This window comes from Pedobacter frigiditerrae (assembly GCF_032678705.1).
GTDB classification, from domain to species: Bacteria; Bacteroidota; Bacteroidia; order Sphingobacteriales; family Sphingobacteriaceae; genus Pedobacter; species Pedobacter frigiditerrae_A.
Genome location: NZ_JAVTSS010000002.1, coordinates 1,814,186 through 1,828,511 on the forward strand (window position 1 = coordinate 1,814,186; position 14,326 = coordinate 1,828,511).

General features: G+C 34.8%; 15 protein-coding genes. 11 read left to right on the top strand and 4 right to left on the bottom strand.

Translation table 11 applies throughout. The features are described 5' to 3' along the window. The first annotated feature begins 3 nt into the window (after positions 1-3). From secY to rplQ, 9 genes are all read left to right on the top strand, one after another. Positions 4-1,338: a preprotein translocase subunit SecY gene (gene secY, locus R2Q59_RS18575; protein WP_316771597.1), complete on the top strand. Its 1,335-nt coding sequence runs from the start codon at positions 4-6 to the stop codon at positions 1,336-1,338. 8 nt (positions 1,339-1,346) lie between these two features. Continuing rightward, positions 1,347-2,132 carry a type I methionyl aminopeptidase gene (gene map / locus R2Q59_RS18580; RefSeq protein ID WP_316786847.1) on the top strand — a complete coding sequence of 262 codons (786 nt, stop codon included), beginning with the start codon at positions 1,347-1,349 and terminating at the stop codon, positions 2,130-2,132. Positions 2,133-2,203: 71 nt separating this feature from the next. Beyond that, on the top strand, positions 2,204-2,422 hold the full coding sequence (infA, locus tag R2Q59_RS18585; protein ID WP_008244555.1) for a translation initiation factor IF-1: 219 nt from the start codon (positions 2,204-2,206) through the stop codon (positions 2,420-2,422). Between the two features lies 1 nt (position 2,423). Continuing rightward, entirely contained in the window at positions 2,424-2,540 is a 117-nt protein-coding gene (gene ykgO, locus R2Q59_RS18590; protein WP_082434884.1) for a type B 50S ribosomal protein L36, read from the top strand. A gap of 70 nt (positions 2,541-2,610) precedes the next feature. Beyond that, a complete protein-coding gene (gene rpsM, locus R2Q59_RS18595) occupies positions 2,611-2,988 on the top strand; it encodes a 30S ribosomal protein S13 (protein WP_131555085.1) in 378 nt (125 codons plus the stop codon). Positions 2,989-3,140: 152 nt separating this feature from the next. Further along, positions 3,141-3,530, top strand: a complete 390-nt coding sequence (rpsK, locus tag R2Q59_RS18600; protein WP_055910073.1) for a 30S ribosomal protein S11 — start codon at positions 3,141-3,143, stop codon at positions 3,528-3,530. 68 nt (positions 3,531-3,598) lie between these two features. Further along, positions 3,599-4,207, top strand: coding sequence for a 30S ribosomal protein S4 (gene rpsD / locus R2Q59_RS18605; protein ID WP_316771603.1), 609 nt, complete (start codon positions 3,599-3,601; stop codon positions 4,205-4,207). A 78-nt stretch (positions 4,208-4,285) separates the two neighbouring features. Next, complete coding sequence (locus R2Q59_RS18610; RefSeq protein ID WP_090992908.1) at positions 4,286-5,278, top strand: DNA-directed RNA polymerase subunit alpha; 993 nt, start codon at positions 4,286-4,288, stop codon at positions 5,276-5,278. A 136-nt stretch (positions 5,279-5,414) separates the two neighbouring features. Further along, positions 5,415-5,999 carry a 50S ribosomal protein L17 gene (gene rplQ / locus R2Q59_RS18615; protein ID WP_316771606.1) on the top strand — a complete coding sequence of 195 codons (585 nt, stop codon included), beginning with the start codon at positions 5,415-5,417 and terminating at the stop codon, positions 5,997-5,999. An 84-nt stretch (positions 6,000-6,083) separates the two neighbouring features. Here rplQ and R2Q59_RS18620 read toward each other — a convergent pair whose 3' ends face one another. Both R2Q59_RS18620 and R2Q59_RS18625 read right to left on the bottom strand, forming a co-directional pair. Beyond that, entirely contained in the window at positions 6,084-6,707 is a 624-nt protein-coding gene (locus tag R2Q59_RS18620; protein ID WP_316771608.1) for a gluconate 2-dehydrogenase subunit 3 family protein, read from the bottom strand. Positions 6,708-6,709: 2 nt separating this feature from the next. Next, the gene (locus tag R2Q59_RS18625) at positions 6,710-8,446 is read right to left on the bottom strand and encodes a GMC family oxidoreductase (protein ID WP_316786849.1); all 1,737 of its coding nucleotides are present in this window, start codon (positions 8,444-8,446) and stop codon (positions 6,710-6,712) included. 116 nt (positions 8,447-8,562) lie between these two features. On the opposite strand from R2Q59_RS18625, the gene R2Q59_RS18630 reads away from it, so the two are divergent. Both R2Q59_RS18630 and dnaK read left to right on the top strand, forming a co-directional pair. Beyond that, complete coding sequence (locus tag R2Q59_RS18630; protein ID WP_316786852.1) at positions 8,563-9,765, top strand: SAM-dependent methyltransferase; 1,203 nt, start codon at positions 8,563-8,565, stop codon at positions 9,763-9,765. A 472-nt stretch (positions 9,766-10,237) separates the two neighbouring features. Further along, positions 10,238-12,139: a molecular chaperone DnaK gene (gene dnaK / locus R2Q59_RS18635; protein ID WP_316771615.1), complete on the top strand. Its 1,902-nt coding sequence runs from the start codon at positions 10,238-10,240 to the stop codon at positions 12,137-12,139. A gap of 197 nt (positions 12,140-12,336) precedes the next feature. Here the strand turns inward: dnaK and R2Q59_RS18640 are convergent, their stop codons facing one another. Both R2Q59_RS18640 and R2Q59_RS18645 read right to left on the bottom strand, forming a co-directional pair. Continuing rightward, complete coding sequence (locus R2Q59_RS18640) at positions 12,337-13,407, bottom strand: phosphotransferase enzyme family protein (protein WP_316771617.1); 1,071 nt, start codon at positions 13,405-13,407, stop codon at positions 12,337-12,339. Beyond that, the gene (locus R2Q59_RS18645; protein WP_316786854.1) at positions 13,398-14,297 is read right to left on the bottom strand and encodes an NDP-sugar synthase; all 900 of its coding nucleotides are present in this window, start codon (positions 14,295-14,297) and stop codon (positions 13,398-13,400) included. Before R2Q59_RS18645 ends, R2Q59_RS18640 begins: the two co-directional genes overlap by 10 nt. Positions 14,298-14,326 lie beyond the last annotated feature (29 nt).

Here is a 14,326-nt window from a genome sequence, read left to right on the forward strand (position 1 = left end):
TTAATGAAGAAGCTATTTACTACTTTAAGTAATATTTGGAAAATACAAGAATTAAAAGAACGTATTCTTTTTACGTTAATGATTCTTGTTATTTACAGGTTTGTTTGTCAAGTGGTTCTACCTGGTGTAGACCCAGCTCAATTAGATAATACCGAAAAAACTGGTATCTTAGGTTTATTAGATATGTTTGCGGGTGGTGCTTTTTCTAAAGTATCAATTGTAGCTTTGGGCGTAATGCCTTATATCTCTGCATCTATTGTGGTTCAGTTGTTAGGTATAGCAGTGCCTACTTTCCAGAAAATGCAAAAAGAAGGAGAGAGTGGCAGAAAAAAATTAACGCAAATTACTCGTTACCTAACAGTTGCTATCACTGCAGTACAAGCTGTGGGATATGTTAAAACACAAGTTACGCCAGCAGCAATTATTATTGATCCTACATTATTTTATATATTGTCGGGATTTGTATTAACGGCAGGTACTTTGTTTGTGATGTGGTTAGGTGAGAAAATAACTGATAAAGGAATTGGTAACGGTACATCTTTAATTATCATGGTGGGTATCATTGCTCGTTTACCAGGAGCAATTACACAAGAATTTACTTCTGTATTTGCAGGTAATGATGGTGGTTTAATCCGTTTTGTATTAGAAATTGTTGCTTTGTTTGCAATCATTATGTTCACAATACTTATTGTTCAAGGTGTACGTAAAGTGCCTGTACAATATGCAAAGAGAATTGTTGGTAATAAGCAAGTTGGTGGTGTTAGACAATACATTCCTTTAAAAGTTAATGCGGCTGGTGTAATGCCAATTATCTTTGCTCAAGCATTAATGTTTGTGCCAAATGCTTTAATTGGTTTATTCCCTGAAAAATTAGCTGATAGTTGGTTGCATCAGTATACTGATATTACTTCATTAACTTACAGCTTAACATTTGCTTTTTTAATTATTGCATTTACTTTCTTCTATACTGCAATTACAGTTAACCCAACACAAATGTCTGATGACATGAAAAAGAATGGTGGTTTTATCCCAGGTATCAAGCCAGGATTAGCCACTTCATCTTTTATAGATGATGTTATTTCTAAGATTACTTTCCCTGGATCGTTATTTTTAGCAATTATCGCAATTTTGCCATCATTTGCTGTTAAGGTTGGTATTGCACAAGAGTTTGCTCATTTCTTTGGAGGTACATCATTACTAATTTTAGTAGGTGTTGTATTAGATACTTTGCAACAAGTAGAAAGCTATTTATTAATGCGTCACTATGATGGATTAATGAAAACGGGTAGAGTTACTGGTCGTTCAGGAATTCCTGCAAGCGGTGGAGCTGCATTGTAAAATAAAACATGTCAAAAATTTATTATAAATCTCCGGAGGAGATAGAATTAATAAGAGAAAGTTCTTTACTTGTTTCAAAAACCTTAGCTGAAGTTGCTAAGATTATTGCGCCAGGTGTAACCACTATAGCATTAGATAAGCTAGCTTATGAGTTTATTAGTGATAATGGCGCAGTGCCAGCTTTTTTAAACTATGGTGGTTTCCCAAATTCATTATGCATTTCGCCTAATGATCAAGTGGTACATGGTTTTCCAAATGAATATGTAATCAAAGAAGGAGATTTAATCTCAGTTGATTGCGGTGTAATTAAGAATAATTTCTTCGGAGATTCTGCTTACACATTTTCTATTGGAGATGTTGATGCTGAAAAGCAAAAACTGACCAAAGTAACGCAAGAGTGCTTAAATTTTGCAATTGAAAAAGCTGTTGTAGGAATGCGAATTGGAGATATAGCTTTTGCTGTACAACATCACGCAGAAAGCAATGGGTTTGGAGTAGTTAGAGAACTAGTAGGACATGGTGTTGGAGTTAAGCTTCACGAAAAACCTGAAGTGCCAAATTATGGTAAAAGAGGGAATGGTGCAAAGCTAGAGGAAGGAATGGTTATTGCCATTGAACCAATGATTAATGCAGGAACTGCTGGTGTTAAATTTTGGTCTGATGGATGGACGGTTACTACCAGAGACAACAAACCTTCAGCGCATTTTGAACACACGGTTGCTATCAAAAAGGGGAAAGCAGATGTATTATCGACCTTTTCACTGATTGAAGAAGTTTTAAAAGAAAAAAAGTAAAAAATTAAAAATTTTTATTTAATTTTGCAACCCTGTTTAATACAAGCTAATTAAGTAAAAATCAATATTATATGGCTAAACAAGCCTCAATTGAACAAGACGGAGTAATAAGAGAAGCATTATCTAATGCTATGTTTCGAGTAGAACTTGAAAATGGCCATGAGATTATTGCTCACATTTCAGGTAAGATGAGGATGCATTACATCAAAATTCTTCCTGGAGACAAAGTTAAATTAGAGATGTCGCCTTACGATTTATCAAAAGGCAGGATTACTTATAGATATAAATAAAATGAAAGTTAGGTCATCAATTAAAAAACGTAGCGCTGATTGTAAGATTATTCGTCGTAAAGGTAAACTTTACGTGATTAACAAAAAAAATCCAAAATTTAAGCAACGTCAAGGGTAATTAGAAAATATTGTAATGTACCGTACAACGGTGGCCCGCCGTTCGGAATTACTCAAAATTATAAATAAATATGGCAAGGATTTCAGGTATTGATTTACCAAGAAACAAAAGAGGTGAGATCGGACTAACTTATATCTACGGTATAGGAAGACAAACTGCTCAGAACATTTTAACTGAAGCTGGTATCGATTTTAACAAAAAAGTACAAGACTGGTCTGATGATGAATTATCAGCTATCCGTACAATCATTAACGATGGTATTAAAGTAGAAGGTGCTTTACGCTCTGAGGTTCAATTAAACATTAAACGTTTAATGGATATCGGTTGTTACCGTGGTTTGCGTCACAGAAAAGGTTTACCTGTTCGTGGTCAACGTACAAAAAACAATTCTCGTACTCGTAAAGGAAAGAGAAAAACAGTTGCTAACAAGAAAAAAGCTACTAAATAATTGATAGATAGGAGAAGTGAGATTTTAGATATGAGAACCATATCTTTTACTCTACTCAAATCTGGATTAAAAAGATAAAAATTAGGGTACTGAGTGCCGAGTTAAGAGAAATCTCATATCTCAAGTCTCATATCTAAAATCTAAAAAATAAAATGGCTAAAAGTAAAAAAGTTACCAAAAAACGTATAGTTGTTATTGAGTCTGTAGGTCAGGCGCACATCAACGCTACGTTCAACAACATCATTGTTACTTTAACAAACAACAATGGTCAGACTATTTCATGGTCTTCTGCAGGTAAAATGGGATTTAAAGGTTCTAAAAAGAATACTCCATACGCTGCTGGCCAAGCTGCATCTGATTGCGGTAAAGTAGCATTTGACTTAGGTCTACGTAAAGTAGAAGTATTTGTTAAAGGTCCAGGTTCAGGCCGTGAGTCTGCAATCAGAACTTTACAAGTTGCAGGTATTGAAGTAATGTCTATTAAAGATATCACTCCGCTTCCTCACAATGGATGTCGTCCTCCTAAGAAAAGAAGAGTTTAATTAATCATTTTTAAAGCTAAGAGTCTCCCGATTAAAGTTGGGAAGATACTTTAAAATCAAAAACAACAATGGCAAGATATACAGGACCAAAGTCCAAAATAGCCCGTAAGTTCAGAGAGCCAATTTTCGGCCCTGACAAAGTATTAGACAGAAAAAACTATCCTCCAGGTCAACATGGCGCTTCTAAAAGAAGAGGAAAACAATCTGAGTACGCTGTACAGTTAATGGAGAAACAAAAAGTAAAATACACTTATGGTGTATTAGAAAAACAATTCCGCAACCTGTTCACTAAAGCTTCATCTCGCGAAGGTATCACTGGTGATAACTTATTGCAATTATTAGAAGCACGCTTAGATAATACAGTATACAGACTAGGTATTGCTCCAACCCGTTCAGGTGCACGTCAATTGGTTAGCCACAAACACGTAACTGTAAATGGTGAGGTTGTAAATATTCCATCATACCAATTAAGAGCTGGTGATGTAGTTGCAGTACGTGATAAATCTAAATCATTAGAGGCAATCACTAATTCAGTTGCAGGAAGAGTAATCAATAAATTTAATTGGTTAGATTGGAATGCAAGCGAGTTAAGTGGTAAGTTTTTAGCTTATCCTCAACGTGATGAGATCCCAGAAAACATTAAAGAGAATCTTATAGTAGAGTTATACTCTAAGTAATAAATTTTGTTAAAGCCCAAGTGGCTTTAACTTTTTTACGTTACACATTATTCATATAACGATCTAAAAACATTATAAATGGCAATTTTAGCATTTCAGAAACCAGATAAGGTAATCATGCAGAAATCAACGGATTTCGATGGTCAATTCGAATTTCGTCCTTTAGAGCCCGGTTTCGGTGTAACAATTGGTAACGCCTTGAGAAGAATTTTACTTTCTTCTTTAGAAGGTTTTGCTATTACAAGTATTCGTTTTTCAGGCGTTTCTCACGAATTCTCTACAATGAAAGGTGTTGTAGAAGATTTAACAGAAATCATCTTAAACTTAAAACAAGTTCGTTTTAAAAAAGTAGGTGATTCTGGAGATTCAGAAAAAGTATTCATCATTGTAAACGGTCAAGATCAATTCTTAGCTGGAGACATTACAAAGTTCTCTAACAACTTTGAGGTTTTAAACCCTGACTTTGTTATCTGTAACATGGAGAAATCAGTAACTTTAGAGGTAGAATTAACTATCAATAAAGGTCGTGGTTATGTTCCTGCAGAAGAGAATAAAATTACTGATACAGTTGTTGGTGTAATCGCAATCGATTCGATTTTTACTCCAATGAAAAATGTAAAATACACGATTGAAAACTATCGTGTTGAACAAAAAACAGATTACGAGAAATTAATTTTAGATATTTCTACTGATGGATCTATCCACCCAGAAGAAGCTTTAAAAGAAGCAGCTAAAATTTTGATCCAACACTTTATGTTATTCTCTGATGAGAATCTAGTATTAGAATCTCAAGCTAAAGAAGAAACTAAAGAAGTTGATGAAGAAATTTTACACATGCGTAAAATCCTTAAAACTGAATTGGTTGATTTAGATCTTTCAGTTCGTGCTTTAAACTGCTTAAAAGCAGCGGATATCCGCACTTTAGCTGATTTAGTTTCTTACGATGTTGCTGATATGTTAAAATTCAGAAACTTCGGTAAAAAATCTTTAACTGAAATTCAAGAATTGGTAAAATCTAAACAATTATCGTTTGGAATGAACCTTTCTAAATTCAAGTTAGACGAAGAATAAAAACAGTTTTCAGTTTTGAGTTTGCAGTTGTGAAATTGTGCTCAAGGCTTGGAATATAATATTAATTAAATATTCACTGTGTATAATTCCCTCAGATTAAATTCAAAGAGACGGTATACACTTTACAAAACAAAAAATGAGACACGGTAAAAAACACAACCATTTAGGCAGAACTACATCGCACAGAAAAGCGATGTTAGCAAACATGGCTTCATCGTTGATTAAACACAAAAGAATTTCAACAACTTTAGCTAAAGCAAAAGCTTTACGCGTTTATGTTGAGCCTCTAATTACAAAATCTAAAAACGATACTACACACTCTCGTCGTACAGTATTTGCTTACTTACAAGACAAAGAAACAGTTACAGAATTGTTCCGTGATGTAGCTGCTAAAGTTGCTAACCGTCCAGGTGGTTACACTCGTATTATTAAATTAAACAATCGTTTAGGTGATAATGCTGAGATGGCATTAATTGAGTTAGTTGATTATAACGAAGTTTACGGTAAAGATACTGCAGCTGAAGAAAAGAAAACTACACGTAGAGGTAGAAGCAAAGCAAAAAAAGCTGATGCTCCTGCTGCTGAGGCTAAAGCTCCAAAAGCTGAAGTTGAAGAGGCTGTTGTAGTTGAAGAAGCAGCACCAGCTGTTGAAGAAACTCCTGCTACTGAAGAAGCTGCTCCAGAGGCAAGTTCTACAGAAGAAGAAGCCCCAAAAGCATAACCCCTAAATCCCCTGAAGGGGACTTAAATAACACAGCCCTTTAGGATTTTCCTAAAGGGCTTTTTGTTTACCTAAATAACTAGGTTAAATATTCGCACCTTCTAAACCATATTGTTTCAATACTTCAGTTGGAACTCCAGGCCATTGATTTGGCACATTGCCAACATATCCTAAATCTTTTACGCCCATTTCGGTAGTATAAAAGCCAGATGCGGTAAGACTTCTTAATCTATTGAAAAATGCAACTCCTGCTAACATTTCTGGTTTTGCCTTTTTAGGATAGGCAATCTCATCAATAATACTTATTTGTTCTTTAGAAGAAGCTTCTATAAATGAACTTTCATATCTATTGAAACACTGAATATCTAACCATTTAAGTCCACCACGCATTGGTACTTGATGTTCTGGAATATCTTTTACAATAAACTCAATAAATTCTGGAACTTTAGCTTCCGTAGCGCTTCCAGAAAAATCGTCTTTAGGAATGATGATGTCTACCAAAACAGCAATAGTTGCCATTTCATGCTTAGTAAAAAAAGTTTCAGCCTTTAATTTGGCATCTCTTTCTGTTTCCCATTGCTCACGACCAACTTCTTTTTCTGAAACTGCGACTTCTTTTTTTTCGTCTGATGGACTACAGGCACCTACTAATACAGTTGTGCTTAATGCAGTAAGGCCAATAGCCTTTAATGAATCACGTCTGTTCATGATTAAATATTTTGTTTTTTCTTCTCTGCTAAAATATATTCTGCTGTTCTCATGGCTAGTGCTAAAATTGTCCAAGTGGCATTTTTATCTCCTTGCTGAACAAATGGAGCTGCATCTACTACAAATAAGTTTTTACAATCATGTGCCTGACAATATTTGTTCAAGGCCGAATTTTTTGGGTCATCACCCATTCTAATTGTACCAACCTCGTGAATAATTTTTCCTGGCGCTTCAAGCCCATAATTGCTTTCGGCACCTTCAATTTTTGAAGTAACAACAGCACCCATTTCTTTCATGATAGATAAAAATGTTTCTTGCATGTGTTTAGCCTGAAGAATTTCTTCTTTAGCCCATTTATAATGAAATCTTAAAACAGGAATTCCGTATTTGTCAACTACATTAGGGTCTATTTCACAATAGTTATCTTCTCGTGCTATTGCAGTTCCACGCCCTGCCATACTTACACCTGTGCCGTACAGACGACGATAATCATCCTTTAGCGATACACCATAACCACCAGCTTCTTTCATTTTGCCATTTCTGTCAGGAACTAATCCATTTTGAGTTGGTACATTACCTCCAAAGCCATACGATGGCATACGCATTCCACCCCCATATTCAATATGATAACCTCTAGGGAAATCCAATTTTTTATTATCATTCCACCAAGGCGAGTAGATGTGGACACTTCCAAGACCGTCTTCATTATATCTTTTTCTATCCATTAACTGAGGAAGGAAGCCAGATACACTTGCACCAGTTGAATCATGTAAATATTTTCCAACTACACCGCTATTATTGGCTAGACCATTTTGATGATGAGATGATTTCGAGTTCAATAGAATTCTAGCTGATTCGCATGCGCTAGCCCCCAGAATTACTAGTTTTGCATTTACCTGATATTCTTGTAAATCTTTTCTGTTTACATAAGAAACACCTTTTGCCAATCCATCTTTATCTGTAATTACTTCTCTAACCATTGCATCGGTTATTACTGTCAAATTACCCGTACTCACAGCAGGAATTACTAAGCATGATGAGGCAGAAAAATCACCATAAACTTTACAACCTCTTCCACATTGTCCGCAATAAAAGCAAGGTGCACGGTCTTTGTTTCCTTTAATTTCTTCAGTCATTACTGCACCACGACCAGTAATTACAGGTACACCAGCTTTTTCAGCACCTTTTTTAATTAATAGCTCGTGTAATCTTGGTTTTGGAGGCTTCATAAAAATGCCATCTGGTTCATTTTCAATACCTTCTGCAGTGCCATAAATACCAATCATTCTGTCCACTTTGTCATAAAATGGTTTTAAATCAGCATAAGTTATAGGCCATGGGTCTGTTAAACCATCAGTAGGTTTAAAATCTATTGGACCCATTCTTAAAGAAATCCTTCCCCAATGATTTGTACGACCACCAAGCATCCGCGACCTAAACCACTCGAATTCTGTTTTGTCTTTCGTTGTATAAGGTTCACCTTCTAATTGCCAACCTCCATAAGAAGCATCAAAATCGCCAAAAGGGCGTACTGTACCAGCTCCACGACGAGGAGATTCCCAAGGCCACTTTAGTTGATGGGCATCTATTCTTGGGTCGAAATATTGACCAGCTTCTAGCATTAGTACTTTTTGTCCGGCATTTGCCAGAACATAGGCCGCCATACCTCCTCCAGCACCAGAGCCAACAACTATGGCATCATAAACGGTGGAAGACTTTTTTATTTGAAAGTCGCTCATTATAAATGGTTAGAATTATTGTTATCCTAATTTAAAGGTTAATTTTGTGAAATGGAAACGTTAAGGCTATAATTTTAATAATGTAGCCTTAATGTTAGGTAAATCGATTTATTTATATGAGCAATAGTGATATTCTGTTAAAGTTTGCAAACCTTTTAAAAACTAGCATAGCTGATAAAAACCTAGTGAAATTATCTCTAGGAAATTATCAAGGTAATGACAAGGATTTGAAAAACCTGTATGTGAAGTTGGTTAAAATTAAAAGAGTTGATATGTTGTCTTTTAATTATAGATATAAAACTAGAGACATATTTAAAAATTTAGCACTTGAGGAAGGCTCAGGTTTAATCATCAACCTGCTAAGTAATGATTTTAAGATTGCAACCTTATTCACTACAAACAAGGAGGTGATAATTGAACACGATAAAAAGGGTTTGATTAAGTTACGTGAAAGAGAATTGAATGTGAAATTAGAGCCAAAACTTACTCACGATAAGGAGAAAAAAAGATTGATTAAGCCAACGGCTAATAGTTATCTTCATTCTTTAAAAATTACAGATGCTGATGGAAATGTATTTAAAAATGCTCAAGATAAATACAAACAGATTAATCGATACATTGAAATTTTAAGCTCATTAATTAAAGAATTACCTGAAGGAACTATTAAGAATGTTGTAGATATGGGTTCGGGTAAAGGTTATTTAACTTTTGCTTTGTATGATTACCTTCATCAACAATTGAAATTAAAGGCCAAGGTAACAGGAGTTGAGTTTAGGGAAGATTTAGTGAATTTATGTAATGATATTGCCAAGCAAGTCAATTTTGAGCAATTGCATTTTGTTGAAGGAACAATTGAAGATTATAAAGTAAAAGAAATTAATTTATTGATTGCTTTACATGCTTGCGACATGGCAACGGATGATGCGATTTTTAAAGGTATAAATGCAGGTGCTGAATTAATTGTTGTTGCACCTTGCTGCCATAAACAGGTTAGACGAGAAATTGAAAAACACAAAGTTAAAAATGATGTTTCTTTTTTAACTAAATATGGGATTTTCTTAGAACGCCAAGCCGAAATGGTTACTGATGGCATTAGAGCATTAATTTTAGAGTATTACGGTTATAAAACCAAGGTATTCGAATTTATTTCTGATGCGCATACGCCGAAAAATGTTTTGGTGGTAGGAGTGAAGAAAGCCGAAAGCCCAAAGACTAAAGACCAAAGTGAAAAGAAAAAAGAAATCCTACAAAAAATAAAAGAGACTAAAGCTTATTTTGGGATTGATTACCATCATTTGGAAAGATTGTTGGGTTTGTAATTAAGGGGCTAAAGCCAATATGTTTTGTCTCAAATCCGTTGGCTGAAGCCAACGGCAATGAAATATAAGTTCAAGAAATGTTTTAAAGTCTAATCATTACTTACGGTTTTTTGTAGGTATTGTTATATGCTTTAGCCACGGTTTTGCATTTTAGCACAAACCTTTGTAATTTAAACCTGATGGTAGCGAAAATACTTTTTACCAAGTCCCGATTTATCGGGATTTAGGGGGAAAAAGATTGTAGCGAACAGCAGGACTACAAATCCGAAGAATTACTGACATTCTTTTTCAAAAACCACAAGTCTTAAATTTCTCTGCCTTTTGACTTATTTCTGACAACGTGTCAGCACTAATTGCTTGCTTTTTTTACATTTTAACAGTCTTTTAAACGTTATTTCTGCCAAAACCCATTTGGCACATTGCTTGTTATTACCGATGTAAACAATAAAATTTTAAAGAAATACATAATAAAATGGGAAAAATAATTGGTATAGACTTAGGAACAACAAACTCTTGCGTTTCTGTAATGGAAGGTAACGAACCTGTAGTTATAGCCAACAGTGAGGGTAAACGTACAACGCCATCTATTGTTGCTTTTGCAGAAAACGGCGAGCGTAAAGTGGGTGAACCTGCTAAACGTCAGGCGATAACGAACCCTACAAAAACAATTTATTCTATTAAACGCTTTATGGGTTCTAGCTTTGCTGAAGTTTCGAAAGAAGTTGGTAGAGTACCTTATAAAGTAGTTAAAGGTGATAACAACACGCCACGTGTTGAAATTGACGACCGTAAATACACTCCACAAGAGATTTCTGCAATGATTTTGCAGAAAATGAAAAAAACGGCTGAAGATTTCTTAGGCCAAGAAGTTACTGAAGCAGTTATTACTGTTCCGGCATATTTTAACGATGCACAACGTCAGGCTACAAAAGAGGCTGGTGAAATTGCTGGTTTAACGGTAAAACGTATCATTAACGAGCCAACTGCAGCTGCTTTAGCTTATGGTTTAGATAAAGCACACAAAGACATGAAAATTGTTGTGTTTGACTGTGGTGGTGGTACACATGATGTTTCTGTATTAGAATTAGGTGATGGCGTTTTTGAAGTAAAATCTACTGATGGTGATACACACTTAGGTGGTGATGATTTTGACCATGTAATTATCGATTGGTTAGCTTCTGAATTCTTGACTGAAAACGGAATGGATTTGGCTAAAGACCCAATGGCTTTACAACGTTTAAAAGAAGCTGCTGAAAAAGCTAAAATTGAGTTATCTAGCACTACTTCAACAGAAATTAACTTACCATATATTACTGCTGATGCTAGCGGACCAAAACACTTAGTTAGAACTTTAAGCCGTGCTAAATTTGAGCAATTGGCTGGAGATTTAATTAAACGTACTATTGACCCATGTAAATCTGCTTTGAAAAATGCTGGTTTAAAAGTTGGTGATATCGACGAAATTATCTTAGTAGGTGGTTCAACTCGTATTCCTGCAATTCAGGATGCTGTTAAAGCTTTCTTCGGTAAAGAGCCTTCTAAAGGTGTAAATCCTGATGAAGTTGTGGCAATTGGTGCTGCTATTCAAGGTGGTGTTTTAACTGGTGAGGTTAAAGATGTATTGTTATTAGATGTTACTCCACTTTCTTTAGGAATTGAAACTATGGGTGGTGTAATGACTAAATTAATTGAAGCAAATACAACTATTCCTTCTAAAAAAGCAGAAACTTTCTCTACAGCTGCTGATAATCAGCCTTCGGTAGAAATCCATATTTTACAAGGTGAGCGTCCTATGGCTGCTCAAAACCGTACAATTGGTCGTTTCATTTTAGACGGAATTCCACCTGCACCTCGTGGTGTGCCTCAAGTAGAAGTTGCTTTTGACATTGATGCGAACGGTATTTTACACGTAAGCGCTAAAGATAAAGCTACTGGTAAAGAGCAAAAAATCCGTATTGAAGCGTCTTCTGGTTTAACTGATGAAGAAATCAAGAAAATGAAAGAAGAAGCTGAAGCAAATGCAGAATCTGATGCTAAGCAAAAAGAAGAAGCAGATAAAATTAACGGTGCTGATGCTTTAATTTTCTCTACTGAGAAACAATTAAAAGAGTTTGGTGATAAATTATCTGCTGATAAAAAAGCGCCAATCGAAGCTGGTTTAGAGAAATTAAAAGCAGCTCATTTGTCTCGTAACTTTGCAGATATCGATGCGGCTCAAGAAGAATTGCAAGCTGCATGGAACGTAGCGTCAGAAGAAATGTACAAAGCTGGTGAGCAACCTCAAGGTGATGCACCACAAGCTGATGCACAACAAGGTGGCGATACGGTTACTGATGTTGATTTTGAAGAAGTAAAAGACGAAGAGAAGAAATAAGTCTTTTAGTCCGAAAGTCGGAGGTCCGAAAGTCCGAAGATAAAATATAAAAAGCGTTGCTGATTAATTTCAGTGACGCTTTTTTGATTAAAACTATTGTTAGTTTTGAGTTTTGATGAGAGCTCATTATGACAAAGTTTTACACTGCTGTCAGGTTATTTAACAACGAGAAATGTCTTAGGAGCTATATCATGAAATTAAAGACACTCTTCAATTATTCCTTGGAGAATCTTTTCATTTTCAAATAATTCATTTAACAATTTGAATTGGTTCTTGGCTCTATCAAGATTTTGTAGAGAATAAGAAATTGGATAATAGGTGTTGCCGCTTAAATAATCTGTTAAAAATCTCAATGCTTGCATATAAACTATGTATTTTCCAGAAAATAAGATCAACCCTTTTTCAGTTTCTGTTAAAGAGCCTTTCATTTCTGATAAATAGCCCTTAATAGTTGCTTTAAAATAATCTAACCTAATTTTGATTTTATTTAAATCTGTTTCGTTTTCAGAGAAGGCACAAAGATAAGTTCGCATCATGTCTCCTAAATCTGATATAAATTTACCAGGCATTAAAGTGTCTAAATCTATAACACAGACACCTTCAAAATTTTCTTCTTTTAGAAGAACGTTGCTGATTTTTGTATCATGATGCATTACACGATTTGGGAAATCTCTGTTATGCTCATAAGAATAATAGTAATCTATAATGAAATGATGATGTAGAGCGGTTTGAATTTCGTGATTTGCTCTCTCTTTTAATTCATTTGTAGACTTGCTTAAGGCAAAAGTAAATTGCTCATATCGCCAGCCTAGGTCGTGGAAACTGGGTATTGTTGGTTTTAAAGTTGAAGTATCAAAATTGTTCAATAGCCTACTTAATTTGCCAAATTGTTTGGAAGCTTCATAGGCCTGTTTAGTGTCAGATAGAGTATCAAATGCAATAGTATTTTTTACAAATGGGAGCAAGCGCCAATATTCATTTTGATATTGAAACATTAATTCCCCATTCAAAGCAGCAATTGGGGCTGGAAATAAATAATCTGGAAAATTTGATTTTAAATAATCTTCGACTAATTTAATATTATTTGCTATAGTAAATGGGTCCTTAAAAACTTGAGTGTTGATATTTTGTAAGATGTACTTTTCATCACTATGTGTAGAAAGCAAATAGGTTCGGTTTATATGACCCGAACCTATTTGGTGTAAAGCAACAGCTTCAAAATTATAACCGTAAGCTTTTAATATATTTTCATCAATGTTTAGCTCCATAAATTTTCTGGATAAGCTCCATCTTTTACAAGCTGATCTATACTCGCTTGAACAAATGGTTTATCTTCTTTATAAGTAACACCAAACCATTGATTTGGGGTAGGCACTACTTTAAAAGCTGCAGTATTATTTTTAACTAGGTTTTCTCCTATTAATGGAATAAAAAATTCTGCTTTAGGTTTGTCTTTATTAGCTAAGGCAAACTCTTTAAATAACTCTTCAGTTATGTTAAAAACAGCAGGGGTAAAGCCCCAGAAATTCATTGAAACAGGAGTTTCAAATGCTAATGGATATTTCTTGTCATCTTCTTCATAAACAATGCTATCACCATCTTGAAAAACTTTGGTACGTTCTACAATTTCGGTTAAGTTACCAGCATCATCAACTTTACAAACTCCACGAGAAACAGCGCCAAAGTCTGATAAGGTTTTACCAATTTGATAACCGATAATTGAGAAATTGCTATCATTTGCTTCTTCATTCAAGAAATCAACCATTTTTTTATAGGCATCAAACCCATAAAAATCATCTGCATTAATAACACAAAAAGGCTCTTTTACAACCTTTCTCCCTGATAAGATAGCATGAGCAGTACCCCAAGGTTTTTCTCTATAAATTTCCTCTTCAATGCCGAATTGTTTTAAATCGAAGTTTTGAAAAACATAATCAGTTTCAATTTTTCCTTTAAGTTTAGCATCGAAAATACTTCTAAAGTTTTCTACAAATTCTTCTTTAATAATAAATACAACCTTGCCAAAACCAGCTTTAATTGCATCATATATTGAATAATCGATAATGGTTTCGCCGTTTGGGCCAAAGCCATCTATTTGTTTCATACTTCCGTAACGGCTTGCCATACCTGCAGCCAGAATTAGTAAGGTAGGTTTCATTAAAATAATTTTTTTGATTAGGATTTTTT

Excerpts from the sequence above, each read along its gene's own strand:
- R2Q59_RS18640 (WP_316771617.1), bottom strand. The coding sequence starts at position 13,407 with ATGGAGCTAAACATTGATGAAAATATATTAAAAGCTTACGGTTATAAT.
- secY (WP_316771597.1), top strand. The coding sequence starts at position 4 with ATGAAGAAGCTATTTACTACTTTAAGTAATATTTGGAAAATACAAGAA.
- rpsK (WP_055910073.1), top strand. The coding sequence starts at position 3,141 with ATGGCTAAAAGTAAAAAAGTTACCAAAAAACGTATAGTTGTTATTGAG.
- rpsM (WP_131555085.1), top strand. The coding sequence starts at position 2,611 with ATGGCAAGGATTTCAGGTATTGATTTACCAAGAAACAAAAGAGGTGAG.
- ykgO (WP_082434884.1), top strand. The coding sequence starts at position 2,424 with ATGAAAGTTAGGTCATCAATTAAAAAACGTAGCGCTGATTGTAAGATT.
- infA (WP_008244555.1), top strand. The coding sequence starts at position 2,204 with ATGGCTAAACAAGCCTCAATTGAACAAGACGGAGTAATAAGAGAAGCA.
- map (WP_316786847.1), top strand. The coding sequence starts at position 1,347 with ATGTCAAAAATTTATTATAAATCTCCGGAGGAGATAGAATTAATAAGA.
- R2Q59_RS18625 (WP_316786849.1), bottom strand. The coding sequence starts at position 8,446 with ATGAGCGACTTTCAAATAAAAAAGTCTTCCACCGTTTATGATGCCATA.
- R2Q59_RS18610 (WP_090992908.1), top strand. The coding sequence starts at position 4,286 with ATGGCAATTTTAGCATTTCAGAAACCAGATAAGGTAATCATGCAGAAA.
- R2Q59_RS18620 (WP_316771608.1), bottom strand. The coding sequence starts at position 6,707 with ATGAACAGACGTGATTCATTAAAGGCTATTGGCCTTACTGCATTAAGC.
- rpsD (WP_316771603.1), top strand. The coding sequence starts at position 3,599 with ATGGCAAGATATACAGGACCAAAGTCCAAAATAGCCCGTAAGTTCAGA.
- dnaK (WP_316771615.1), top strand. The coding sequence starts at position 10,238 with ATGGGAAAAATAATTGGTATAGACTTAGGAACAACAAACTCTTGCGTT.
- R2Q59_RS18630 (WP_316786852.1), top strand. The coding sequence starts at position 8,563 with ATGAGCAATAGTGATATTCTGTTAAAGTTTGCAAACCTTTTAAAAACT.
- rplQ (WP_316771606.1), top strand. The coding sequence starts at position 5,415 with ATGAGACACGGTAAAAAACACAACCATTTAGGCAGAACTACATCGCAC.
- R2Q59_RS18645 (WP_316786854.1), bottom strand. The coding sequence starts at position 14,297 with ATGAAACCTACCTTACTAATTCTGGCTGCAGGTATGGCAAGCCGTTAC.